Here is a 23,744-nt window from a genome sequence, read left to right on the forward strand (position 1 = left end):
AGGAATGGGACAAAGCTATCGAAATTTTTGAACAAGAAATGGGCTTTGAAAAATCAACTCCGTGCAATCGTTTTGCACGAATATAAAGGACGGGAACATCTGCTCAGCGAGGCTTTGTTTGTGCAGAAAAGTCGACAAAATTGGCAAAATTTGAATGCTCTTTTAAAATACAAGGTTCAATTCTTATTTGAACAGCTTTGCTACAACCCTCATCGAGATTATTTTTTGTGGATCATGGAATTTCCGAGTTAATTACCCGATACTCGATTAATAGGAAATTATTTGTATGACTTTTGCTACATCGCTAGCATGTTTCCCGCAAAACACTATCACCCATCTATTTTTTGACGCAGGTCACCACATGAAGACCGCAAAAAACTTTGATTAAGGACGAGATTTAATGCTAAATGATACGGAATCTCCGAAGACCATATATCGAAACGTTTCGGTTGAAGTTGACAGGATTTTAAAAAAACTTGAAGGATCTCCAGAGAATGAGAAAATTTCGGCGGCAACAGAAAGTGCCAGGAAAATTCTGAAAGACCTTCAGGAGAAGATTAATATTGATATAGCTGCACTTAAGGGACATGCAGAATGGGATACCTTTACCATCGCATTTTATGGTGAAACTAATGCCGGTAAGTCGACAATCATAGAAACACTTCGGATCATGCTAAGGGAACAGAGTAAGATCAAGGCACAGCATAGATTCAAATCTTTGATGAACAAGCATGGCATTAGCGATGAACGTTTCGAGGCTTTACGTCAGGCGATCCTGCAGAACGAAGAATCGCTCACCCAATTGCAAAATGATCTGAAGGATAGCGTTCAGCAGCATGAGGCGCGGGAAGATGCTCTAAAGGAAAAGATCCGTCATTTACAACTTTTGACAGCTGAAAAAATGAAAGCGGCGTCTTTATGGCAGAAACTCTTGCGTTTATTTCTGAAGCTGCCTGAAGAAAAAGCAAGAAAGAAGGCAATGAAAAACTTGAAAACGGTTGAGGCTGAGAGACGCAACGACATCAAGCGGTTCACTCAGCAGCAGCTTAAGGAGCAGAGGCGGAAAACAGCCCTCGAAAAGGAACACAAACGCCTTGAAGAAAAATTGAAACACCTGGAGGTCTTTGCCGATGGAGGAATCATCGGCAATGGCCGCTCAGACTTTACTGTCGAAACTGAGCCCTATACATTCGAGTGGGAAAATCAGAAATTTATCTTGCTTGATGTGCCCGGCATCGAAGGCAAGGAATCACAAGTCATCGAGAGCATTGGAAATGCGGTACAGAAAGCGCACGCGGTATTTTATGTGACAGGTAAGGCGGCGGCCCCTCAAAAGGGGAGTGAAGGTAACAAAGGTACACTTGAGAAAATCAAGGAGCATCTCGATGCGCAAACTGAAGTTTGGACGATCTTCAATAAACGCATTACCAACCCGCTCCAATTGGAGAAAGGCGAACTGATCAGCCAGGACGAGCAGGATAGCCTGCAAGATCTTGACAGTAAAATGCGCGAGCAACTGGGGGAAAATTATCAGAAAGTGTTTCCGTTGAGCGCTCAGCCTGCCTTCTTAGCAGTTGCCGACTGCCTGTTGCCAGACTCATCCAATGCCAAGAGCAGATCAAAAATCCTGAGCAAGTTCAGTACCCAGGAAGTGCTATGTAAATCCAATGTGTCGAATTTCCATGAACTGCTGACTAGTAAGCTGTTAAAAGACTCCAAGAGCAAGATTAAACGCTCCAATTTCAATAAAGCTAACCAAGTAGTTAAGGCTGCTACAACTCAAGTCACCACAATACAGAGAGAGACATTCCTTCCGCTTAGCCAGCAACTAAAGCAGAATACAGAAGATGCGCGCATCCAGTTGGATTTAGCGCTGAAAGGCTTGAAAAACAGGCTGGAGACACAGGGGGAGCGTGCGATCAGCGATTTCAATAATACAGTTCGAAAGAAAATTTACGAACGCATTGAAAAAGACATTAGTAATGACGCTTTCAAGACGGCGCTTCAAAACTTTATCGAGGAAGAACAGGTAGTCCTGCAGAGTCGCCTGCCGCAGGCCATAGAATCTGAGCTGAAGAAATTTCAATCTGAAATTTCCGCGGTAATCGAAAGATTCCGGGAATATGTCAGAGAATCGATGGAAACTTACTCTAAGATTCAAGCGCGGCATTTGGATAGCAAGTTCGAATTGAAAATTGATATCGATAACGGTGTTAAGTGGCAGAACTTGGTTGGTACTCTTGTAGGAGGTGCGTTTCTGTTTTGGAACCCCGCCGGTTGGGTCGTATTGGCGTTGAGTGTCGTTACCTTACTGGTCAGTCTAGGTAAGGCGCTTATCAGCTTATTTAGCTCTAGCTACAAAATGTCACAGCAGCGCCAAGCTGCTGATGAAAACCTGCAAAAAATCAAACATCAGATGGAGATCGAGATGCGCAAAAGCCTGGATGACGCATTTCCGGCGTTGCAGACAAAGGTAGACGAGATCAAAAACGCGGTGGAAGAGCCCGCCAGACAGGTCGCTGAAATAATCGCGACGCTAGTCGAATCTGCAGAAAAGCTGACGATACTATCCAACACAATAGAAGCAAAAGGCGCTAGGTAATGAACAAAACATTAGATGCATTCAAGACACAACAATCCCAAGCCTTGAAAATTCTGGAAAGACTCCAGGCTTTTTTGCAGCGGGGCGAAAGTGTCGGGGTACAGATAGACCCCAACCTAAAAAACAAATTACAGACGGCTATCCAAAGTATCGCCGGCGACAAACTCAAGATAGCCTTGGTCGGTGGCTTCTCGGAGGGTAAGACTTCTATCGCCGCCGCCTGGATGGAACAACTGGACAAATCCAGTATGAAGATTAGTAACCAGGAATCTTCCAATGAAGTGAAATTGTACGATGTAGATTCAGATTTTGTCTTGATCGACACGCCGGGGTTGTTTGGCTTCAAGGAGCAGTACAACGAAGAAACCCATTCAATTGAAAAATACAAGGATATCTCTAAGAAGTATGTGAGCGAAGCGCATCTAGTTCTTTACGTGATGAACTCAACCAACCCCATCAAGGAAAGTCACAAGGAAGACCTAGTTTGGTTGTTCAGAACATTGAACCTACTGCCTCGTACGGTTTTTGTACTGAGTCGCTTCGATGACGTAGCAGATGTAGAAGACGACTGGGATTACAGGGAAAACCTGAAGATTAAACGAAACAATGTGATCGGTCGTTTACAGGACCTGATCGACCTTGATAAGAAAGAAGCCGATGAACTGGCCATTATCGCGGTAGCAGCGAACCCGTTCGATATGGGTACTGAGTACTGGCTATCGAACCTGGACAAGTTCAAAGAGCTCTCCCATATTGCTTTGCTGCAGGAGGCGACATCTGAGAAAGTCAGGGCTAATGGCGGCGCGGCAGCCATCGTTGACGAAACTAAAAAGAGTATCATTCGCGATGTGTTGCACACGCAATTGCCTATTGCGATCGACACCAATGAAAAAATAGGCCTGGAAGTCGACAGGCTCGAAGATATGTGCGTCAGGTTGAAAAAACAGCTCAATTCAACCGACAGTCAGATCTCGGACCTGCGAATCAGCTTGCGCCAGTTTGTTTCGGATTACTTTTCAGACCTGATTCTACAGGCCAATGGCTTGAGCATTGAAACCTTTACTGAGTTCTTCGAGCGTGAAGTGGGGGCGGAAGGCGTAGTCCTTGCGACTCGTTTGCAGAATGAATTTGAACGTCAGTTACGATCCGTCACTCTTGAAGTTAGCAAGATGAAGGTGGGTTTTGAGGCGGAAATCAATCACTACAATACCGCTGTCAACGTGCTAGGTAAGCAGGGGCTGAATTATGTAGTCAAAAGCAACCTGATCAACAACACCACGGTACTAGGTGTGCGTGATGGTATCGTTACCGTTGCAAAAACGGTTGGGATGGATCTGGGTAAATTTCTGAAATTCAAGCCCTGGGGCGCCGTAAAACTTGCCAAGGGAATCAATGGAGCTCTCGCCTTCGCAGGGATTGCGCTGGAAGCATGGGACAGTTGGGAGCAAGCGAAGCGTGAAGAAGCCTTCCACAAGTCGTTAGAAGATATGGTAGAAAATTTCAACAAACAACGGAGCGAGCTGCTCGATTTGATCAGCGGACCACAATTCATCGAGCAGTTCTTTGCCGATTATCTCGAACTGCAAAGCAAAGTGCAGGATGTTCAGAAAATCCTGACGCAAAGGCGTGAACAACGGCAAAAGCTCCATGAATGGTGCGAAACAGTTGAAGTCATCGACGCTGAATTCAGCGTATTGCAGGATTGATCCCTTGCCTCGTTCCCACTCGCCTGCGTCACTGCCATTAAGTTAAGGCGGTTATCTCCCTCTCCCTTCGGGAGAGGGTCGGGGTGAGGGAAATAAAATAAGGAAAATTTTTTATTTTGATCTCCTCGGCAATAGCTCCGGCATTGCTCTAACTCCTGCATCCTTGCAGTCGTCATCCTAGCCTTCTTCCGGAGTGAGAAGGAACCGGCCATCCTTAACTTAATGGCAGTGACTCGCCCGCGTGGGAACGCAGTCAAAGACGCGCCAGCGTCGCGAGAGGGGACGGCTGGCGCGTCCGCCCTGGTTACCACGCGGCGCGTGGTAACCAGAAGTGAATGAATTTCGGTAGGTTAACTTCGCCCCGACCCTAACTTCAAATTGGCGAAAGGCCCGGAGCCTGCGTAGATGGGTTTCACTATAGCGCTACCCATCTACGCAATCTCCAACTCCAAGGCTTCCGGCTCCGAAACCTTCGCTTCTTCCGGCAGCATCCACGCCTGCAGAACCTCCGCCACCATACGCGCGTTTTCATGATTCAACATGCTGATATGGTCTCCGGGCGTATGAGCGTGCACCACCGGACGCCGTGACAGCAGCTTCCACTGGCTGACAGCGCGGCTCAGAGGCTGCGGTTCTCCCTCCTCGCCTCTCTCCAGGGCCTGAATAAACAGCAGTTGCTCCACCTGACTGCCATCCGGCTGATACGTCATGCGGAACTGGTTCTTGAAGATGTCGAGCAAGCCGCGCACGATGAATACGCCGGCATCTTCCCGCACCAGGCCCAAGTCCACCAGATAAGGCTTGATCAGATGAAGTTGCTCCTCCTCGGCTAATCCGGCTAGATCCTCCGCATTGATGGAGATGTCTCGGCCGAAAGCGTGACCCATGACCCTGAGAGCCTGGACGATGAGCTCCGCGTCGGAGGCGTCTACCCCGGAAGGTATGCCCGCATCCAGGAGCGCCACGAATCCGACCTGCCGGCCGGACGCTTCCAACCGTCTGCCCATCTCGAACGCCACGCTTCCTCCTAAAGAGTGGCCTGCCAGGTAATACGGCCCCTCGGGCTGGGTTTGCAAGACAAGATCGACGTAATAAGCGGCCATCTCCTCGATGCTGGCGTGAGGCGCAGTTTGCCCATCCATCCCTTTAGCCTGGAAGGCGTAAACCGGATGCCCGCCCCCCATAGCCGCCGCCAAATGGTAGAGATAGTGACATTGTCCTCCCACGCCGGGCACACAAAACAGGGCCGGACCAGATCCTGTGGCGCGGAGCGGAACGAGAGGCTCCCACATTGCATCGGCGGAGTCGTCCGCAATCAGGCGCGCCAATTGCTCGATGGTCGGTGCCTTGAACAAGGCCGCCAGAGGCAACTGCTTGCCGAGTTCGGCGTCAATTCTCGCCATCAGTTGTACGGCCAGCAGCGAATGTCCGCCCAGCTCGAAGAAATTGTCATCGATGCTCAACTCGTCGAGCTTGAACAGCGACTGCCAAAGCCTGAGCATCTGCAACTCGTACCGATTCCGCGGAGCCACGGCGACTTTGCCGTCCGCCAAGCCCGCATCCGCCGGCAGCGCCTTGCGGTCAAGCTTGCCGTTCGGTGTCAGAGGCAGCGCTTCCAGCCATACATAAGCTGTCGGCACCATGTACTCCGGCAGCCGGTCCTGTAAATGCCGCCGCAGAAGATCTGCCGCGATAGGCTCGGCGGCGGTATAGTATGCCGCCAGCCTCAGGTCGCCCGCGCCGCTCTCGCGCGCCAGCACTACCGCCTCGCGCACGCCCGGACAGCCCACCAATTGCGCCTCGATTTCGCCCAGCTCGATGCGGAAACCACGAATCTTGACCTGGAAGTCGTTGCGGCCGAGGAATTCGATGGTGCCGTCCGGCAGCCAGCGACCCAGGTCGCCGGTCCGGTAGAGACGCGCGCCAGCGGTCCCGAACGGGTCCGGCACAAAGCGTTCAGCGGTCAGCTCAGGACGATCCAGATAGCCCCGCGCCAGCCCGGCGCCGCCCACGTATAATTCGCCCGCCACCCCGATCGGAACCGGCGCGAAGGTTGAATCCAGCAGGTAGGCGCGGGTGTTGGCGATGGGCCGGCCGATCGGCGGCAGCCCTTCCCTGCCCGCCGGCACCGCACAGGAGGTCGAGACGACACTGTTCTCGGTAGGGCCGTAGTTGTTGACCAGTTCGAACGGCAGGCCGGCCGGCGGATAACCGTGCAACTGGTCGCCGCCCGTCAGCAGGAAGCGTAAGGCAAGATGCTCGGGCCAAGGCGTGGCCAGCATCAGTTCGGCGAGGGGCGTCGGCATGAACGACACGGTGATGCGGTCGTCGGCCAGCTTCTGCCATAGCGCCTCCGGCTGACCCAGCAATTCCGGTCGGATCAGGTGCAGACTCGCGCCCGCCAGAAGGTAGGGCCAGGTTTCCCAGGCGCTCGCATCGAAAGCCAGGCCGGCCAATTGGGTGGCCCGATCGGCGGCGCTCACCTTAAACCGCAGGTTGTGCCAGGACGCCAGGTTTACCGCCCCGGCGTGAGGTACCGCCACGCTCTTCGGCGCACCGGTGGAGCCGGAGGTATAGATGACGTAGGCGAGATTTTGCGGAACCGTCAGGCCGTCAAGATTCGCCGAGTTCTCCTGTGCAATCGTCGCCCAATCACGATCCAGACAGAAAGTGACGGGATGGTAAGGCAGATCATCCAATAGCGCTGCCTGGGTCAGCAGCACGGCGGCGCCGCTGTCGGCCAGCATGAAATCCAGCCGCTCCTTCGGATAGGCCGGGTCCAGCGGCACATAGGCGCCGCCCGCCTTCAGCACAGCAAGGAGCCCCACCACCACCTCGACACTCCGCTCCAGGCACAGCGCCACTCGTGTCTCAGGCCCCACGCCCAAGCTGCGCAGGTAGTGCGCCAGCCGATTGGCCCGGGCGTTGAGCTCGGCGTAGGTCAAGCGGATATCGGCATAGACCAACGCCGTTGCATCCGGGGCGTTGCGGACTTGCGCCTCGAATAACTCGTGGATGCAACGATCCTGAGCATAGGCGGCCGAGGTGGCGTTCCACACTTCCAGCAGCATGCCCCGTTCCTCCTGTCCCAGCACATCGATGGCACAAACGGCCTTATGCGGCGCCTGTTCCAGGGCCTCCACCAGACTCGCCAGCGCGTTGTGCATGTAGCCGCACAAACGCGCAGGATCAATAGACGTCTGCGCCTGCACGGTCAAACGGAACCCCGTTCCCATATCGTCCACCGAGAGGACAATCGGATAATTGGTGCGCTCCTCGCCCGCCAGCACCTCGATCCCTTCCCATAGGCGCGCGGTCTCGCCGTTCTCCATGCCTGGACTGTGACGATAATTGAGTAGCGTCGTGAACAGCGGCGTCGGCGCCGGCACGGCGCTGCAGCGCTGCGCCAGCGCCAGTGGAGCGTGTTCATGGCGCAGCACATCGGCCAGCCGCACATGGGTCCGCCGCACGGCCTCCTCCGCGCCCTCGATGCCAATCTCAAGCCGCACCGGCAGGGTATTGATAAACATGCCCAGCACTCGGTCGGCACCGGCCCCGCCTTGCAGGCGGCCGAACAGCACCGTGCCGAACACCACGTCCCGACACCCGGTGGTCCGCGCCAGCACCTGCCCCCATGCCAGATGGCACAAACTCGCGGAACTGACGCCCAGCACCCGTGCGCGCTCCCGCAAGCGCCGGGCGAGATCGGCGTCGAGTGTGTGCGCCGCTTCTTCGACGCCCGAACCGTCGCCCTGCACATCCAGCACGCCGAACGGCGCCGTCGGCTCGTCCACATCGCCGAGCAACTCCCGGAAAAACGCCTCGTGCTCGGACGGGCTAATGCCCAGGCGCGCCTGCGCCACAAAGTTCCGGAACGGCAACGGCTCCGGCAGCAGGTCCGCGTGGCCTGATAGATGGGCACGAGTCTCTTCCAGCAGGATTTCGAGCGCGGTGTGGTCGAGCGCCAGATGGTGGGTGAGCAACAGCAGAAGCCAGCGATTGTTGGCTGCATCGTAAGCCGTGTAAGCCTGCATCATCGGCGCCCGGCGCACATCGAGGCGGAAATGGCGCGGGTCGAATCGTGCCCGCAGCTGATCGGCGATGTCGCCCATTTCAGGGTCGAAAACGACCTCCTCGACGGTCAGCTGGGCCTCACGCCATACCACCTGCACCGGCTCCGGCAAGCCCTCCCAGGCCATCGCGGTGCGCAGGATGTCGTGTCGGGCGATCACCGACTGTAGCGCATCGAGGGTCTCCCTAAGCCGTACGGCCGTTTCGAACGCCAGCATGAAAGGAAGCAGGTAGGTATCCCCCTTTTCGGTCATCAGATGGTGAAAAAGAATGCCTTCCTGCAAGGGCGCAAGAGGATAGATATCCTGAATGTTGGCCGCGCCGCCCGGCGTCGCGTCTACCAGGCGCGCGATCTCCGCCGGTTGGAGCGCGACCAGCGGCAGCATCTCGGAGGTAATCTCCCCGCTTCCCGGAGGAATCCGGTTGCTGGGCACCTCGACCAAACTGACTCGGGTCCCTACGGCAGCCGCCAATCCCGCCAGCGTCGGCGTGGTAAACAGAGCGCGCACGTCGGCCTTGAGGCCCGCCTGCCGCATCCGCTCGATCAGGGTCACCGCCAGCAGGGAATGACCGCCGAGCGCAAAGAAGTGGTCATGCCGCCCCACTCGCTCGACCTTGAGCAGTTCCGACCAGATCCGAGCCAGCGCGGTCTCGACCTCGCCCTGCGGCGCCTCGTAATCCAAGACGCCGAATGCGTCGGCGTCCGGCGCCGGCAGCGCCTTGCGGTCCAGCTTGCCGTTGGGAGTCAGCGGCAGCACGTCCAGCCGTACATAGGCCGCCGGCACCATGTACTCCGGCAACCGTTCGCTCAAATGCTGCCGCAGTAGATCTATCGCGATGGGCTCGTCGGCGGAGTAGTAGGCGACCAGCCGCGGATCGCCCGCGCCGTTCTCCCGCGCCAGCACCGCCGCCTCGCGTACGTCAGGATAGCCTGCCAATTGCGCCTCGATTTCGCCCAGCTCGATGCGGAAACCGCGGAGCTTGACCTGGAAATCGTTGCGGCCGAGATAGTCGAGCGTGCCGCCCGGCAGCCAGCGCGCCAGGTCGCCGGTCCGGTAGAGACGCGCGCCAGCGGGTCCGAATGGGTCCGGCACGAACCGTTCTGCGGTCAGATCGGGACGGTCCAGATAACCCCGTGCCAGTCCGGCGCCGCCAAGGTACAGCTCGCCGGCAACCCCGACCGGGACCGGCGCTAAGCTGTTGTCCAGCAAGTAGGCGCGGGTGTTCGCGACGGGCCGGCCGATCGTCGTTTTTGCGCCGTCGAAATCGCACGGACAAACCCAAAAACTCGCATCGATGCAGGTTTCGGTCGGCCCGTATAGATTAATCAGCTCTGCATCCAGACGGCCGCGACACTGTTGCGCCAGCGGCGCCGGCAACTCCTCACCGCCGCAGAAAATCCGCCTTAAAGAACGCAAGGCGACGCCGCCGTCCGTATCGAGCAGCAGCCGCAGCAGACTGGGCACGGCTTGCAGTGTCGTAATGCCATGCTCCCGGATTGCCAGAAGCAAGGTGCGCGGATCCTCTTGCCAATTGGACGGCGCGAGGACCAGCGGCGCACCGAAAGATAAGGGATTGAAGAACTCCCACACCGCGGCGTCGAAGCCGATGGACGTTTTTTGCAGAAAACGATCCGACGAGTCCAAAGGAAACGCATCCTGCATCCACAAAGTATGGTTGTATAAGGCGGCGTGGGGCACCATGACGCCCTTGGGCCGGCCTGTGGAGCCGGACGTATAGATGACGTAGGCGACATGCGCCGGAGTCAGCCCGATGCCGGCCGGGTCGAGATTTTCGGCGGGCTGATGCATCCACTGTGCCTCGTCTGCGCTAAGATCGATCCGCGCAGGGCCTGCCAGCCGGGCCTTGACGCCGGCGTCAGTCAACATCAGCAGCGGCGCGCTATCGGCCAACATGAATCCCAACCGCTCCTCGGGATATGCGGGGTCCAGCGGCACATAGGTGCCGCCCGCCTTGAGCACCGCCAACAGCCCCAACACCAGCTCGAAGCTACGCTCCATGCAGAGCCCGACCCGGACATCCGGCCCCACCCCCAAGCCGCGCAGGTGGTGGGCCAGCCGGTTGGCCCGAGCGTTGAGTTCACCGTAGCTTAGAATCCGAGTGCCATGGACCACCGCCGGCGCCTCCGGCTTGTTGATGACCTGCGCTTCGAATAGCATGTGGATGCAGCGGTCCTTAGGGAGCTCGACCGCCGTGGCGTTCCAGTCGATCAGAATCCGCCGGATGTCCGCGTCGTCGAGCAGCGGCAATTGCCGGATGCGCTGTTCGGGAGCGCGCGCTATCCCTTCTAGCAGGTGCCGGAAGTGCTCCGCCATGCGCTCAATAGTGGCAGCATCGAATAGATCCGCGGCGTATTCCCAGGTGGCCTCCAGACCCTCAGACCCTTCCTCTAGGTTCAGCAAGAGGTCGAACTTTGCCGCCATCAGCGGCGCCTCCACCACGCTCAGACTGAGATCCGGCAGAGCCAGGTCCGCCTGCTCGTTATTCTGCAAGGCCAGCATGATCTGGAATAAAGGATGATGACTGAGGCTCCGTTCCGGGTCCATCAGCTCCACCACTTGTTCGAATGGCAATGATTGGTGGGCGTAGGCCTCCAGCGCCGTCTGCTTGGCCTGCCGCAAGAGGTCGAGAAAGCGCGGATCCTCCGAAAGATCCAGGCGCAGCACCAGGGTGTTCACGAAGAAACCGATCAGGGGCGTCAACTCGGCCTGGGTGCGGTTGGCGATAGGCGTACCCAGCACAATATCAGAGGCTCCGCTGTAGCGCGCCAGCAGCACCGAGAAAGCCGCCTGCAAGGTCATGAACAGGGTAGCGCCTTCCCGCTGGCCCAGCTTGTTTAGCTCGGCGGTCAGTTCGCACCCGAGCTGTTGCCGGTAGACCGCGCCCTGGTCGCTCGGCAGCGCCGGCCGCGGCCTGTCTGTCGGCAGGCTGTGCAGCTCCGGCAGGCCCTTGAGCTGGCGGCGCCAGTAGTTTTCCAGACGATTCCGCTCGGCGCCCTGCAACCAGCGCCGCTGCCAGGCGGCGTAGTCTGCATACTGAATCGGCAGTTCCGTCAGCGGGCTGGCTTCACCACGCGCGTAGGCGGTATAGAGCGCCGCCACCTCCTGGATCAGAACACCCACCGACCAGCCGTCGGCGGCAATGTGGTGTACCGTGGCCAGCAGCAGGTGTTCCTCGTCCATCAATTGCAGCAGCCGGGTCCGCAGCAGCGGGCCTCGGCCGAGGTCGAACGGTTGCGCCGACTCGGCCGTAAGCAATGCCTCCGCCTCGGCCGCCCGCGCCGCCTCCGGCAGGTCCCGTAAATCCGTCAGCGGCAGGGGCACTTCGGTCGCCGGCTGGATGATTTGCTGCGCTTCGCCGTCGACGGCGGTGAAAGTGGTGCGCAGGCTCTCGTGGCGCCGCACGATTTCGCCGAACGTGCGCGCGAGTGCCGCCCGATCGAGCGTGCCCCGGAGCCGCAACGCTGCCGAGAGGCTGTAGCGGGAGCTGGGGCCTTCGAGCTGATCAAGGAACCATAGCCGCTGCTGGGCGTAGGACAGCGGCAGGGCGCCGTTCCGCGCGACCCGTTCGAGCGCAGGAATATCGCTGCGCGCTTCGGCGCGGTCGATGGCCGCTGCCAGTCCTCGGAGCGTCGAATGGCTGAACACCGTAACGATCTGAAGATCCACGCCGAACTCCCGCCGAATCAGTGCCACCAGCCGGGTTGCCAACAGCGAATGGCCGCCGAGTTCGAAGAAATTGGCGGTCGCGCTGACCTGATCCAGCTCCAGCAATTCGCCCCACAGCGCCGCCAGGCGCTCTTCGACCTCGCCCTGGGGCGCCTCGTAGCCCATGACGCCGTAAGCGTCGGCTTCCGGCGCCGGCAGCGCCTTGCGGTCCAGCTTGCCGTTAGGGCTCAGCGGCAATGCCTCCAGCCAGACAAAGGCCGACGGCACCATGTACTCCGGCAATCGTTCTCCCAACTGCTGCCGCAGAAGATCTATCGCGAGGGGTTCCTCGGCGGTGTAGTAAGCGACCAGCCGCGGATCGCCCGCGCCGCTCTCCTGTGCCAGCACCACCGCCTCATGCACGCCCGGATAGCATGCCAGCTGCGCCTCGATCTCGCCCAGCTCGATGCGGAAGCCGCGGAGCTTGACCTGGAAATCGTTGCGACCGAGATATTCGAGCGTACCATCCGCCAGCCAGCGACCTAAGTCGCCGGTCCGATAGAGGCGAGCGCCTGCTGGCCCGAACGGGTCTGGCCCGAAGCGCTCCGCGGTCAGATCGGGACGATCCAGATAGCCCCGCCCCACCTGCACGCCGCCGATGAAAAGTTCTCCTGCCACCCCGATCGGGACGGGCTCCCCCTGCGGGTCCAGGACGTACATCTGGGTATTCGCAATCGGCCGGCCGAGCGGAATGCTCGCGCCGGTGAAATCCGGGGTGTAGGCCCAAGCGGTCACGTCCACGGCCGCTTCGGTCGGCCCGTAAAGGTTATGTAACTCCACGCCCGGCAAGCGTTCGTGGAAGCGTCGCGCCAGCGCCTCCGGCAACGCTTCGCCGCTGCACATCACGCGGCTCAGATGGGTGCATGCCGCCGCCTGCGGATGGTCGAGAAACACTTGCAGCATCGAAGGCACGAAGTGCAGCGTCGTGATGTTTTCCCGCCGAATGACATCCGTCAGATAAGCGGGGTCCTTGTGTCCCTCCGGGCGCGCCATGACCAGCCGCGCACCGGTGAACAAGGGCCAGAAGAATTCCCATACCGAGACATCGAAACTGAACGGGGTTTTCTGCAATACCGCATCACAGGCTTCCAACCCATAGACGCTTTGCTTCCACAGGAGGCGGTTCACCACGCCCCGGTGCTCATTCATCGCGCCCTTCGGTCTGCCGGTGGAGCCGGAGGTATAGATCATGTAGGCGAGGTGCCGCGCGGTCAGGCCGACCGCCGCCGGGTCCGGATTGTGATCGGACCGATGCGCCCATTGCTCCGCTTCGGCGAGGTCGATCACCGGAACGTCCGGCGCCGCATCGAGGAAACCTGCGGCCAGATCGCCCTGGGTCAGCAACACCCGCGGCGCGCTGTCGCTCAGCATAAAGGCCAGCCTCTCCTCGGGATAGGCCGGGTCCAGAGGCACATAGGCCCCGCCCGCCTTCAGCACGGCCAACAAGCTCACCACCATCTCGAAACTCCGCTCCAGGCATATCGCCACCCGCGCCTCCGGCTCCACCCCCTGCGCCCGGAGGTGGTGCGCCAGCCGGTTGGCCCTGGCGTTCAGCTTGGCATAGGTCAGCTGCCGGTCTTCGAACACCACCGCCGCCGCCTCGGGAGTCTGCCGCACTTGCGCCTCGAACAGCTCGTGGATGCAGAGATCCTGCGGGTAGTCGGCCGCGGTGGCGTTCCAGTCGGCCAGAACCTGCCGGCGTTCCGCCGGATCGAGAATGTCGATCCGGCCGATGGGCAGGCTGGAATCGTGCGTAATGGCCTCCAGAAGTTTTAAGAAACGCTGCTGGTGAGCGGCAAGATCTTCTGAGGTGTAAAGGGCCGGATTGGCGTCAAAGTCTATCCTAAGGCCTTTGCCGTCGCCCCGGTCGTAAACGAAGATCGCAAGATCATCGGACGTACCGTTCGAAAGGTTATGCGGGGTGACAGGATGGCCCGCGAAGCTAAGGTCGTAATCGAAAGGCTCGATATTGATGACCATCGAAAAAAGATGCTGGTTATGGGCCAGAAGATTCAGATCCCGCCGCAAGTCCTCATATCTGTAGCTCTGATGCCGCAGGATCTGGCGAACTTCCCTGCCGACTTGTTGGAGGAGTTCGGCCACACTCATCTCCGACGCCATCGCCAGACGCAGCGGCACCGCATTCGCAACCATGCCCGGTGCGCGCCGCATACGGTTATTTGAGCGCGCCGTGACCGGAAGCCCGATCACCATATCCTCCACGCCCGTTACCCGGTAAAGATAAAGCGCGGTTGCCGCGATCAAAGTCTGCGGCAGGCTGGAGCCGGCGGCCTGCGCAAATCTCTGCAGCGCATTGACGGTATTGGGGGAGAGATTTGACGTTTGGCGAAGCAGCCCGCCGACATTCGGCGCCTGCCGGCTCGCGAGGCTGAGGGCTTCCGGCTTATCGGCGAAGCGGCCCAGCCAATATTCGCGGTCGCGCGTGAAGCGTTCCGAGCTGCGATAGGCGGCCTCTTCCTCGATCAGCAAGGACAAAGGAGAGAACGCATCGTCATCAGAGGGAGACCTCCCTTCGACGAGCGCGGTGTAGATGTGTGCCACGCGCCGGGTAAAGAGGCCGGCAGTAAAGCCGTCCATGATGATGTGATGGCTGCGGTGATACCAGACGAAGCGGTCGGCTGCGACCTTAAACAGGGCAGACTTCCAGAGGGTGCCGGTCAGCAAATCGACCGGCCGGGTCAATTCGGCCATCATCCAGCGTTCCGCCGCTTGCGGATCCACCTCGGCGCTGACATCGATAAACGGGATATCGGCGTCGAAAGACGGGGCGATGCACTGCGATAGCCCATCGCTATCCTCGATAAAGCGTACGCGCACCGTGTCGGCCTCCATGGCGGCCTGCCGCAACGCGGCCTCGAATAGCGCAGGATCGACTGGCCCGTGGATTTCTATGGCTTCGGCAAGATTGAATATCGAATCCGGTGAACTTAACTTCTGTGCGAACCACATTCCGGTCTGCGCGGCGGACAGAGACAGAACGTTCTCGAATTTATTTTTAGATAGCTCACTATGCATTCCAGCAACATGATTTTTTTCTGCTATCCTAAGTTGAGCTTCATATTCACACATACAATTTTTCCTGTTTTACCTGTGATTCAGAGTGTCTTTCGCCGATGGGCGGTTATCTTGTGGCGCACGATGACTGCAATCATTCCCCGGTATCGAGCGTTTGAACCGCCCGAAAAAGGCGACGATTCCGACGGCCTTCGCAGCAAATGTCATTCGTAACGGGGATTAGGGCGAATTATGTTCCCGTGCTGAGGAGGCGGACTGGTCTAAAGCAATGTGTGCAATAAAGCATACGGTTACCAGGCCTTGGCCGGCATGAGGCGGCCGCCAATCATTTCCTTCCTGGACTGTAGCTATTTAGGGTTAGGGATGTGAGATGGTAAGGGTGCGGGAGTGTCGAAAACGGGATCTCCTGACGCCCATTAGGCCGCCCTGTAAACCCATACATCGATATATAGGACGCTCATGGTCAATAGCGTCATCATTCGGGTATGAAGAAAGAGGCGCCGGGAAAAGGGAAAATCGAGATACGGAGCCACGCCGATCGGAGTTCGGACACTCACAGCGCCAACGGCTTAAAGGTTTTCTCGTGAAGACGGATATTCCGGCCTGGCAAACTTACCGGGCACACATCCGCCCATCCCAAAAATGTTTTGACCAAGAACAGAATACGGTGGCCACCCTTCGCCTAAGGAAACAGAAAAGGCCTATTTTTGCTGCCGATTTGAGACTTCGATGGAAACCCCGTCACCCTCTACCCAAGCGCGCGCTAATCCCTTCTCAGCGTGACGCTCTCCGGCTATCGTTCCGCATTTTCAGCGGCATCCCCCTGTCGGCGGAGACTGAGGGGGCGCATATCGGTCCATGCTTCTTTGATGTAGGCCAGACAGGCTTCTTTATTTCCGCTCTTGCCGACTGCCTGCCAACCGTCCGGAATATCCTTGAAATCCGGCCAGATTGAATATTGCTCTTCGCGGTTAACAACGACCTCATAGGTCGTCCGGTCCTCTTCTTTGTCCCGACTCATACACTGTTTCCTTTTTCGTAATCAAATCTTGCGCTGACGCTTACACAGGCACGAAATCCCTTGCTCCGCCCTGACAGGAGACAGCCTGGATATGTTAGTTAGAAATGGCCGTTCTGCATTGCCTGCAATACGCTGATACTCGTTATCACGGATCGCCGAATCCGGCTGAACGGAATGGTTATCCCGACTCACCGCACCTGGATACCACCTGGCAAACAAAAATACATACCGCTTATGATACGGGCTTTTTTTTACAACTCGATGAAATCTGTTATCCGCTACCGATAGAAAGCAGTTGGGATACGTTAGTTAAGAAGGCCTGTTTCGGCATTGGCAGGAACACTCTGATACTCGTTATCACGGCTCACCCGACCTGTCTGAATGTGATCGATTTCGGCAGTTAACCAGCGCTTTTCTTAACTGGTTATTAAACTGACAAACAAAAGGGATAATGCTTATGATACTGGCTTTCCCAGCTTAAGTGCTTAACCGAAAGTTAACGGGCGCTAAAAAATTAGATCCAGCGCTGTTTTCATCGAAAACATGCCCGGGTTGACTTGGCGTGAATGATTTGAAGGGCGGCGTCGTATTGTTTTTACGCCGCGCCGGGCGGGCCGGATGCAACGCAGCGGAATCGGGATCATCGCAACCCGCGCCCGCAGCGTCACATCCGGCGGCAGGCTACGGCCGCTTCTGCTCGCCCCGTTTGAGCAATTCGAACACATCGCTGTTGGTCGACAGCACGATGGTGGCGTCTTTGTTCAGAATCTTGCGGTAGGTTTCCATGCTCTTGGTAAACTTGAAGAATTCGGCCGCTTCGGGGTTTTGTGTATAGGCCTGGGCATAGACTTCGGTCGCTTTGGCATCGGCCTCGCCGTGAATCTGCTGTATCTTTTTATAAGCGGCCGATTCGATTTCGTTGATGTCGCGCTCTTTCTTGCCGTTGATGCGCGCGGCTTCGCCCTCGCCTTCGGAGCGGAAGCGCTGGGCGATTTGCAGGCGTTCGCTGATCATCCGCTGATAAATCCGCTCCAGCACTTGCTGGTTGTAATTGATCCGTTTGAAGCGCACGTCGAGCAGTTCGATGCCGAATTCGGCCAGTTTCGGCTGGGCGGCATGAAAGACATCCTGTTCGATCCGCGCCCGTCCGAACTGGATCGGGCGCAGCACGCCCAGCGTGCCTTCGCCCGCCGCGACGGCCAGGGTTTCGTCTCGCATCGGCGTCCGTTCCTTGTCGGTGCGCACGACTTCGATCAATTCATGGCGGGCGATCGCGGTGCGCGTCTCGCTGCCGAGAATGTCCTCGAGCCGGGATTGCGCGCTGCGCTCGTCGCGAAGACGCAGGTAATAACGCATCGGATCGGTAATCCGCCAGCGGGCGAAGGTATCGACCTGAATGTAAGTCTTGTCCTTCGTGGACATCTCGACCAGCGGCCCGTCCCAGGCCAGATAGCGCTTGTCGAAACGATTCACGTCCTGGACGAACGGCAATTTGAAGTGCAGGCCGGGCTCGATGATCGGATCGCCGACCGGCCTGCCGAATTGCGTGATGATCACCTGCTCGGCCTGATTGACCGTATAGGCCGACAGCAACAGCAGTAGCAGCGCAATCGCCGCGCCAATTGAAATCAGGGTTTTGGAATGGATCATTTTCCTGCCTCCAGTGCCGTGGCCGGGAAAGGCAGCATCGGCAAGATCTGCTGCACGGTATCGTCAACGATGATCTGCTGCCGGGCCTGGGGCAGCACTTGGCCCAGGGTTTCGAGATAGATGCGGGCGCGGGTGACCGACGGCGCCTTTATGTATTGCTCCAGCACCGAGGTGAAGGCATTGGCATCGCCTTCGGCCTCGTTGATGCGCTTGAAGCGGTAGCCCTCGGCGGCCTGAATCCTTTGATCGGCCTCGCCGCGCGCCCGCGGCACCGCCTTGTTGTACTCGCCGTTCGCGATGTTGATCATGTTCTCGCGGTCCTGCTGCGCCCTATTCACTTCGTTGAACGAGGACTGCACCGGCAGCGGCGGATTCACGTTTTTCAATTGCACCTGGTTGATCGTCACGCCGAGCTGATAACGCTTGGCCAACTCGCGCATACGCTGCAGCACGCGGTCCTCGATCTCCTGCCGCCCGATCGTGATGATCTCATCGACGGTACGGTCGCCGACAACTTCCCGCATCATCGCTTCGGAAAGATCACGCAAGGTCAGGCCGGGATCGCGCACATCGAACAAATATTTCTCCGGCTCGGTGATCCGGTATTGCACGATCCATTCGACCAGCGCCGAATTCAGGTCGCCGGTCACCATCGATTTTTCGAGTTCGGGCTCATCGCCTATCTGATCGGGGTTCGAATAGCCGGGCGTGAAAAATCCGAATTCAAGCTTTTGCTGGCGTTGCGTCGGCACTTCGACGATTTTATCGACGCCGAATGGAATCTTGAAATGCAGCCCCGGCGGCACCTTGTTGATATATTTGCCGAAGCGCAACACGATGCCTTCGGACTCGGCCGGAATCGTGAAAAAAGACGACCATAGCCCGATCAACACAAAAAAAATCAAGGCCAGAAACGGCAGCGATACCGGCAGCTTGGGTTCCGGCAGACGCTCCCACACGGTGTTCGAGTACTCCATAGCAGTTCCTCTCGTTTGAAATCAGATTTCGGTTAAGCATTCACTAAACTTTAATTTGTTATACTAGTCAATAACTTACATTTAACAAGAGCCATCAGGCCGCATAAATGCTCAAAAAATAAACGCCGGCGAACCTAAAAATCAAACGTCCAAAGCCAGCTTTTATTTACCTGATCCTTGCTGATAATGGCATAAGCTCTGCCAAATTGATATAGGTGACTAAATTATGACCCTAGGCTATTCGCCTCAAAAAAACGACCCAGTCACCGATTTGATCAAGCGCTTGCAGCTCAACGAGCAGAGTTCGGAGCCTTATTATTTGCAACTCAAACGGCAGTTGCATGCGATGATCGAAGGCGGCGTCCTGGAGTCGGGCGTGAACCTGCCTTCCGAGCGGACGCTGGCGGAAGCGATGCGGGTCAGCCGGACCACGGTCAAGCGGTGTTATGACGAATTGCGCTCCAATTGCTTGCTGAGCACGCATGGGCGCGGCGGCACCGTCGTACAGGCGCCGCCGCGCGCTAATTCGGCAACGGGACGCCTGAAGGGGCTTACCGAAGAAATGCGCGAACAGGGTAAAACCTCCTCGACCCGGGTGCTGCACTGCGAGGTGGTCAGCGAACGCACGATCGCCTGCCTGTTCAAGAGACCGTCGGTGGCGCCGTTGCTGCGTCTGGTGCGTGTGCGCATGGCCGACGGCGTGCCGGTGACCCGCGAGGTCGCCTGGTACGACTTAACCGCCGCGCCGGCGCTGGAAGACTGGGACACCCTCGGCTCCGTCTATGCCTTTTTGCAGGATCACTGCGGCATTGCGCTGGTGCGCGCCGCTCAGTCGATCGAAGCGGTGATGAGTACGCCCGAGGAATCCGAAGTCTTCGGCTTCGAGCAGCCGAGCCCCTGCCTGCTGTTGAAACGTCACACCTATTCGGCCGCGAATCAATTGATCGAGTATGTCGAAGGCACCTTTCGCGGCGACTCCTACGTCTATAAAGTCAATCTCGGCCCCTTGCCGCCGGCTCCCGTTTTGATCAAGTAAAACAAGGCATCGAGGCGCTGTTTTTTTTATGATGCCGCCTCGTAATCGGTCAACAAACCGACGACGATGATCACCGCACCGAGCAAGAAATAAAAACCGCGCGCGGCGCCTTCGAATCCGAGTAAAAAAGGCGCCAGCAATAACGCGGGACCGACGATTCTTTCGACCCAGCCGTGCAGACGGAAGGGCACCAGCTTGACGGCGCCCAAAGGAAAATCGGTGACCAGCGTCATCGCCAGATGGATAACCGCCAGCGCATAGGCCAGCATGCCGGCGACGCCGCCCAGCCCCAGCAACGAGGGCGCGAGCAGGAAGATGACGACGGTAGCATAATCGATATAACCGTGAATCAGCGGATTGATGATCAGTTTCATGATGTTCTCCTCGTTTATTAGCGAACCCGCATCGGCCCTCTCGCGCATCCTTCGCCAGCAAGCCGATACGGCAAGTTTTTCGGCGCTATTCTGCCGGCACTTTCCTTTGCATATCCAATGCCTTAACCCTCTCATGTTATGCAACCCCGTGCCGACGACTGGTTTTGACAATGGCTCCGATTAAAGGTTGTTTTAAATTCCGAGCACACATAAAAAAAGCGCCACAAGGGCGCTTTTTTTATGTCGGCAAGTTGTCGTTACAACTTTTTGCCGATCATTTCTCCAAGCCTGACCGATTTGCCGGCCGCAAGGCTTTCGGTCCATGCCGCCCGGTCTTTGCCGAATAACACGATGATCGTCGACCCCATGTTGAAACGGCCCATTTCCTCGCCGATTTGCAGCGTCGGCGCGCCGTTGTCGTAGCGCCAGCTTTGCACCGTGCTGACCGTCGGCGGCGTCACGACCCCATGCCAGACCGTTTCGACGCTCGATACGAAAATCGCGCCGACCAGCACCAAGGCCATCGGCCCCGCCTCGGTATCGAAAATCGCCGCGACGCGCTCGTTGCGCGCAAACAGCCCCGGCACGACATTCGCGGTGGCGGTGTTCACGCTGAACAGGCGGCCTGGAATGTGCACCATCTCGCGCAGCGTGCCGGTCAGCGGCATGTGCAGGCGATGGTAATCTTTCGGCGACAGATAAATCGTCGAAAACACGCCGTCCTGAAACGGCGCGGCGCGTTCCGCGCTGCCGCCGAGCAGATCGACCGCGGTAAAACTTTTGCCCTTGGCTTGAAAGATCGTGCCGCCGCTGATCGCACCTGCCTGGCTGACCGCGCCGTCGGCAGGACAGGCGATCGCATTCGGTGCGCTGGTCAACGGCCGGATGCCGGGTTTCAACTCGCGCGTGAAAAAATGATTGAAGCTTTTATAGGCTTCGATATTCGATTCGAACGCTTCGTCCATATTGACGCCGTAATGGCGGACGATCTGCCGGATGAAGAAATTCTTCCAGGCGACGTTTTTCGAATGCGTGAGCCGGCTCATCAGCCGCGACAAAGTATGCTGCGGCAGCAGATATTGCGGCAGCGTGGTCAGCGTGTCTTTGATCATCGTCATGTTCAGGGCAGATGCACCGGCTGCGGCGCCTGCCACTCAGGATTGCGATGCTCGGCGACGACCGTCGTATAGATGCCGCCGCGCACATTGAACTCGGCGCGCACGCGCAGGAAATTCGGCTGAATCGCGGCGACGATGTCGTTCAGGATTTGATTGGTCACCGCTTCATGAAAGGCGCCCTGATCGCGGAACGTCCAGATATACAGCTTCAGCGCCTTCAGTTCGACGCAGGCCGCCGCCGGCACATATTCGAGGCGGATAGTCGCGAAATCGGGCTGGCCGGTTTTCGGACACAAACAGGTGAATTCGGGGATGTCGATACGGATCGTGTAGTCCCGGCCGGGCTCGGGGTTGACGAAGGTTTCGAGGTCTTTGCTGGGTTTTGTGCTCATTTAAAAAAGGGGAGTTGAATCAATAACCGCTTATTTTACCAGCATCCGGGACAAAATGGCTGACTGGATCACTCGCGCGCCTCAATGCCGCTAAGCCTTGTCTTTGGACGCCTGCTTTTCCTGCGCGAAAAACGCCTGCACCTCCGCAATATCGCGGGAGCGTTTCATGGCCGGCACGCTGTCCAGAAATATCTGCCCGTAGGAGCGTTTCAGCAGGCGCGGGTCGCAGACCATCAGCACGCCGCGGTCGGTCACGTCTCGAATCAGCCGACCGATACCTTGCCTGAGCGCGATCACCGCGGCCGGCAATTGATATTCGAAAAACGGATTGCGGCCCGACTTCCGCATCGCCTCCATCCGCGCCTTCAACACCGGGTCGCCCGGGGACGCAAACGGCAGCTTGTCGATGATTACGCACGACAGCGCCTCGCCGCGCACGTCGACGCCTTCCCAGAAGCTTGCGGTGCCGAGCAGCACCGCATGCTCGGTCTTCGTGAACTGATCCAGCAGCGCGCCTTTCGGCCGGCTGCCCTGAATCAGCAGCGGATAGGGGATTTTATCCGCCAACAGTTCGGCGGCCTCTTTCAAGGCGCGGTGGCTGGTAAACAGAAAAAACGCCCGCCCCCGGCTCGCCTGCAAAACCGGCACCACGAAATCGACGATCATCGCGGTAAAATCCGGATGATCGGGCTTCGGCAGACCTTTCGGATGATAGAACAGCGACTGGCTCGCATAATCGAACGGGCTGTCCCAGCGCGCGTTGTCGGCATTGGCGACACCGAGACTGTTCGCGAAATGATCGAAGCTCTGCGCGACGCTCAAGGTCGCCGAGGTAAAGATCCATACCGCCTTGCTGAGCTGCATGAAACTGCGGAATTCGGCGGCGATGTCGAGCGGCGTCCGGCTGAAGGTGACCGTTTTTCGATGCGTCTCATACCAGCGTATCCATTTGCCGCCCGGCTCTTCGGAGATAACCTTCAACTGCTGCACCAGTTCCTCGGCGCGCTTGAAGCACGACTCCAGCCCCTTGCTTTTGACCGACGCCAGTTCGAGCTCTGCGGCCAGGCGCTGCAATTGCGCCAGAACATCCGCCAGGGCGCCGGTAATCTTCGGGTTGCTGTCGATGTCCCGCCATTCGCCGCGTTTCAGTTCGATGCCGAAGGCCAGGCGCAAGTCCTTGCTGCCGTGTTCGAGCTCTTCACAGGCGGCGCGCAAGGCCGGCATGTCGGTCGCGTCCTTGAAATACTCGGTCAAGGCGTCAGCGGCCAGATCGTGCAATTGCTTGCTGCTGACGCTGATGCCCAAAAAATTGGATGCGGTATCGGCCAGCTGATGCGCCTCGTCGACGATGATCACTTCGGCCTGCGGCAACAGTTCGCCGAAGCCGCCGTCGCGAATCGACCAGTCCGCGCACAGCAAGTGATGATTGACGACCAGAATTTCGGCCTCCTGCGCCTCTTTCCGGGCCTTGAACAGAAAACAGTCGGAATATTTTGGGCAATCCTGCCCGAGACAGTTATCGACGCTCGAAGTGGCCTGATACCAGACCGGATTCGCCTCGGCCACATCGGACATTTCGGCAATATCGCCGGTCTTCGTGCGCTTCGACCAGGACTTGATCTTGCTCAATGCATCCGCATCTTCCTTACTGAAACCGAAGGCGGAATTCAGCGAATTTTCGAGCCGGTAGCTGCACAGATAATTGCTGCGGCCTTTCAGCAGCGCGGCCAGAAACGGCGCCTTGATCGCCTTGCGGATCACCGGCAGGTCCTTGTTGAACAACTGATCTTGCAGGTTTTTGGTGCCGGTCGAAATGATCACCTTTTGCCCCGACAAGATCGCCGGCGCCAGATAGGCAAAGGTCTTGCCGGTGCCGGTGCCGGCCTCCGCGATCAGATGCCGATGGGATTGAATCGCGGCCGCGATCGCCCTGGCCATTTCGATTTGCGGGTCGCGCGGCCGGAAGCCCTTGATTGTCTTGGCCAGGCCGCCTTCGCTGCTGAAAAATAATTCTAATTCGGTCACTCGGTTTT

The 23,744-nt window shown here is 57.8% G+C and carries 12 protein-coding genes; 4 read left to right on the forward strand and 8 right to left on the reverse strand.

Translation table 11 applies throughout. The features are described from left to right. The first annotated feature begins 400 nt into the window (after positions 1-400). Together METLA_RS0110530 and METLA_RS0110535 are read left to right on the forward strand one after the other, a co-directional pair. On the forward strand, positions 401-2,602 hold the full coding sequence (locus tag METLA_RS0110530; RefSeq protein ID WP_024298521.1) for an AAA family ATPase: 2,202 nt from the start codon (positions 401-403) through the stop codon (positions 2,600-2,602). Continuing rightward, complete coding sequence (locus METLA_RS0110535; RefSeq protein WP_024298522.1) at positions 2,602-4,308, forward strand: LeoA/HP0731 family dynamin-like GTPase; 1,707 nt, start codon at positions 2,602-2,604, stop codon at positions 4,306-4,308. The genes METLA_RS0110530 and METLA_RS0110535 overlap by 1 nt, the downstream gene beginning before the upstream one ends. A 431-nt stretch (positions 4,309-4,739) precedes the next feature. Here METLA_RS0110535 and METLA_RS0110540 read toward each other — a convergent pair whose 3' ends face one another. Next, the gene (locus METLA_RS0110540; RefSeq protein ID WP_084480120.1) at positions 4,740-15,197 is read right to left on the reverse strand and encodes a non-ribosomal peptide synthetase; all 10,458 of its coding nucleotides are present in this window, start codon (positions 15,195-15,197) and stop codon (positions 4,740-4,742) included. 739 nt (positions 15,198-15,936) lie between these two features. Beyond that, complete coding sequence (locus METLA_RS0110545; protein WP_024298524.1) at positions 15,937-16,164, reverse strand: MbtH family protein; 228 nt, start codon at positions 16,162-16,164, stop codon at positions 15,937-15,939. Positions 16,165-16,268: 104 nt separating this feature from the next. On the opposite strand from METLA_RS0110545, the gene METLA_RS0110550 reads away from it, so the two are divergent. After that, the gene (locus METLA_RS0110550) at positions 16,269-16,568 is read left to right on the forward strand and encodes a hypothetical protein (RefSeq protein ID WP_024298525.1); all 300 of its coding nucleotides are present in this window, start codon (positions 16,269-16,271) and stop codon (positions 16,566-16,568) included. A gap of 277 nt (positions 16,569-16,845) precedes the next feature. On the opposite strand, the gene hflC is transcribed toward METLA_RS0110550, so the two are convergent. After that, a complete protein-coding gene (hflC, locus tag METLA_RS0110555) occupies positions 16,846-17,814 on the reverse strand; it encodes a protease modulator HflC (protein WP_024298526.1) in 969 nt (322 codons plus the stop codon). Then, the gene (gene hflK / locus METLA_RS0110560) at positions 17,811-18,791 is read right to left on the reverse strand and encodes an FtsH protease activity modulator HflK (protein ID WP_024298527.1); all 981 of its coding nucleotides are present in this window, start codon (positions 18,789-18,791) and stop codon (positions 17,811-17,813) included. Before hflK ends, hflC begins: the two co-directional genes overlap by 4 nt. 226 nt (positions 18,792-19,017) lie before the next feature. Between hflK and METLA_RS0110565 the strand changes: the two genes are divergently transcribed. Continuing rightward, the gene (locus tag METLA_RS0110565) at positions 19,018-19,827 is read left to right on the forward strand and encodes a GntR family transcriptional regulator (protein WP_024298528.1); all 810 of its coding nucleotides are present in this window, start codon (positions 19,018-19,020) and stop codon (positions 19,825-19,827) included. A 26-nt stretch (positions 19,828-19,853) separates the two neighbouring features. Here METLA_RS0110565 and METLA_RS0110570 read toward each other — a convergent pair whose 3' ends face one another. The 4 genes from METLA_RS0110570 to yoaA form a co-directional block, all read right to left on the reverse strand. After that, the gene (locus tag METLA_RS0110570; RefSeq protein WP_024298529.1) at positions 19,854-20,201 is read right to left on the reverse strand and encodes a hypothetical protein; all 348 of its coding nucleotides are present in this window, start codon (positions 20,199-20,201) and stop codon (positions 19,854-19,856) included. Between the two features lie 257 nt (positions 20,202-20,458). Next, positions 20,459-21,313 carry an archaetidylserine decarboxylase gene (gene asd / locus METLA_RS0110575; RefSeq protein WP_425411759.1) on the reverse strand — a complete coding sequence of 285 codons (855 nt, stop codon included), beginning with the start codon at positions 21,311-21,313 and terminating at the stop codon, positions 20,459-20,461. 8 nt (positions 21,314-21,321) lie between these two features. Further along, positions 21,322-21,711 (reverse strand): preQ(1) synthase, encoded by a 390-nt coding sequence (gene queF, locus METLA_RS0110580; RefSeq protein ID WP_024298531.1) that lies wholly within the window; start codon positions 21,709-21,711, stop codon positions 21,322-21,324. A gap of 90 nt (positions 21,712-21,801) precedes the next feature. After that, a complete protein-coding gene (yoaA, locus tag METLA_RS0110585; RefSeq protein WP_024298532.1) occupies positions 21,802-23,736 on the reverse strand; it encodes a DNA repair helicase YoaA in 1,935 nt (644 codons plus the stop codon). Positions 23,737-23,744 lie beyond the last annotated feature (8 nt).

Origin of the sequence: Methylomicrobium lacus LW14, from assembly GCF_000527095.1 — a bacterium.
In the GTDB taxonomy this organism is placed as follows: domain Bacteria; phylum Pseudomonadota; class Gammaproteobacteria; order Methylococcales; family Methylomonadaceae; genus Methylomicrobium; species Methylomicrobium lacus.

Coding starts and splice junctions, on each gene's coding strand:
- METLA_RS0110530 (WP_024298521.1), top strand. CDS start 401: ATGCTAAATGATACGGAATCTCCGAAGACCATATATCGAAACGTTTCG.
- METLA_RS0110535 (WP_024298522.1), top strand. CDS start 2,602: ATGAACAAAACATTAGATGCATTCAAGACACAACAATCCCAAGCCTTG.
- METLA_RS0110540 (WP_084480120.1), bottom strand. CDS start 15,197: ATGTGTGAATATGAAGCTCAACTTAGGATAGCAGAAAAAAATCATGTT.
- METLA_RS0110545 (WP_024298524.1), bottom strand. CDS start 16,164: ATGAGTCGGGACAAAGAAGAGGACCGGACGACCTATGAGGTCGTTGTT.
- METLA_RS0110550 (WP_024298525.1), top strand. CDS start 16,269: ATGGCCGTTCTGCATTGCCTGCAATACGCTGATACTCGTTATCACGGA.
- hflC (WP_024298526.1), bottom strand. CDS start 17,814: ATGATCCATTCCAAAACCCTGATTTCAATTGGCGCGGCGATTGCGCTG.
- hflK (WP_024298527.1), bottom strand. CDS start 18,791: ATGGAGTACTCGAACACCGTGTGGGAGCGTCTGCCGGAACCCAAGCTG.
- METLA_RS0110565 (WP_024298528.1), top strand. CDS start 19,018: ATGACCCTAGGCTATTCGCCTCAAAAAAACGACCCAGTCACCGATTTG.
- METLA_RS0110570 (WP_024298529.1), bottom strand. CDS start 20,201: ATGAAACTGATCATCAATCCGCTGATTCACGGTTATATCGATTATGCT.
- asd (WP_425411759.1), bottom strand. CDS start 21,313: ATGATCAAAGACACGCTGACCACGCTGCCGCAATATCTGCTGCCGCAG.
- queF (WP_024298531.1), bottom strand. CDS start 21,711: ATGAGCACAAAACCCAGCAAAGACCTCGAAACCTTCGTCAACCCCGAG.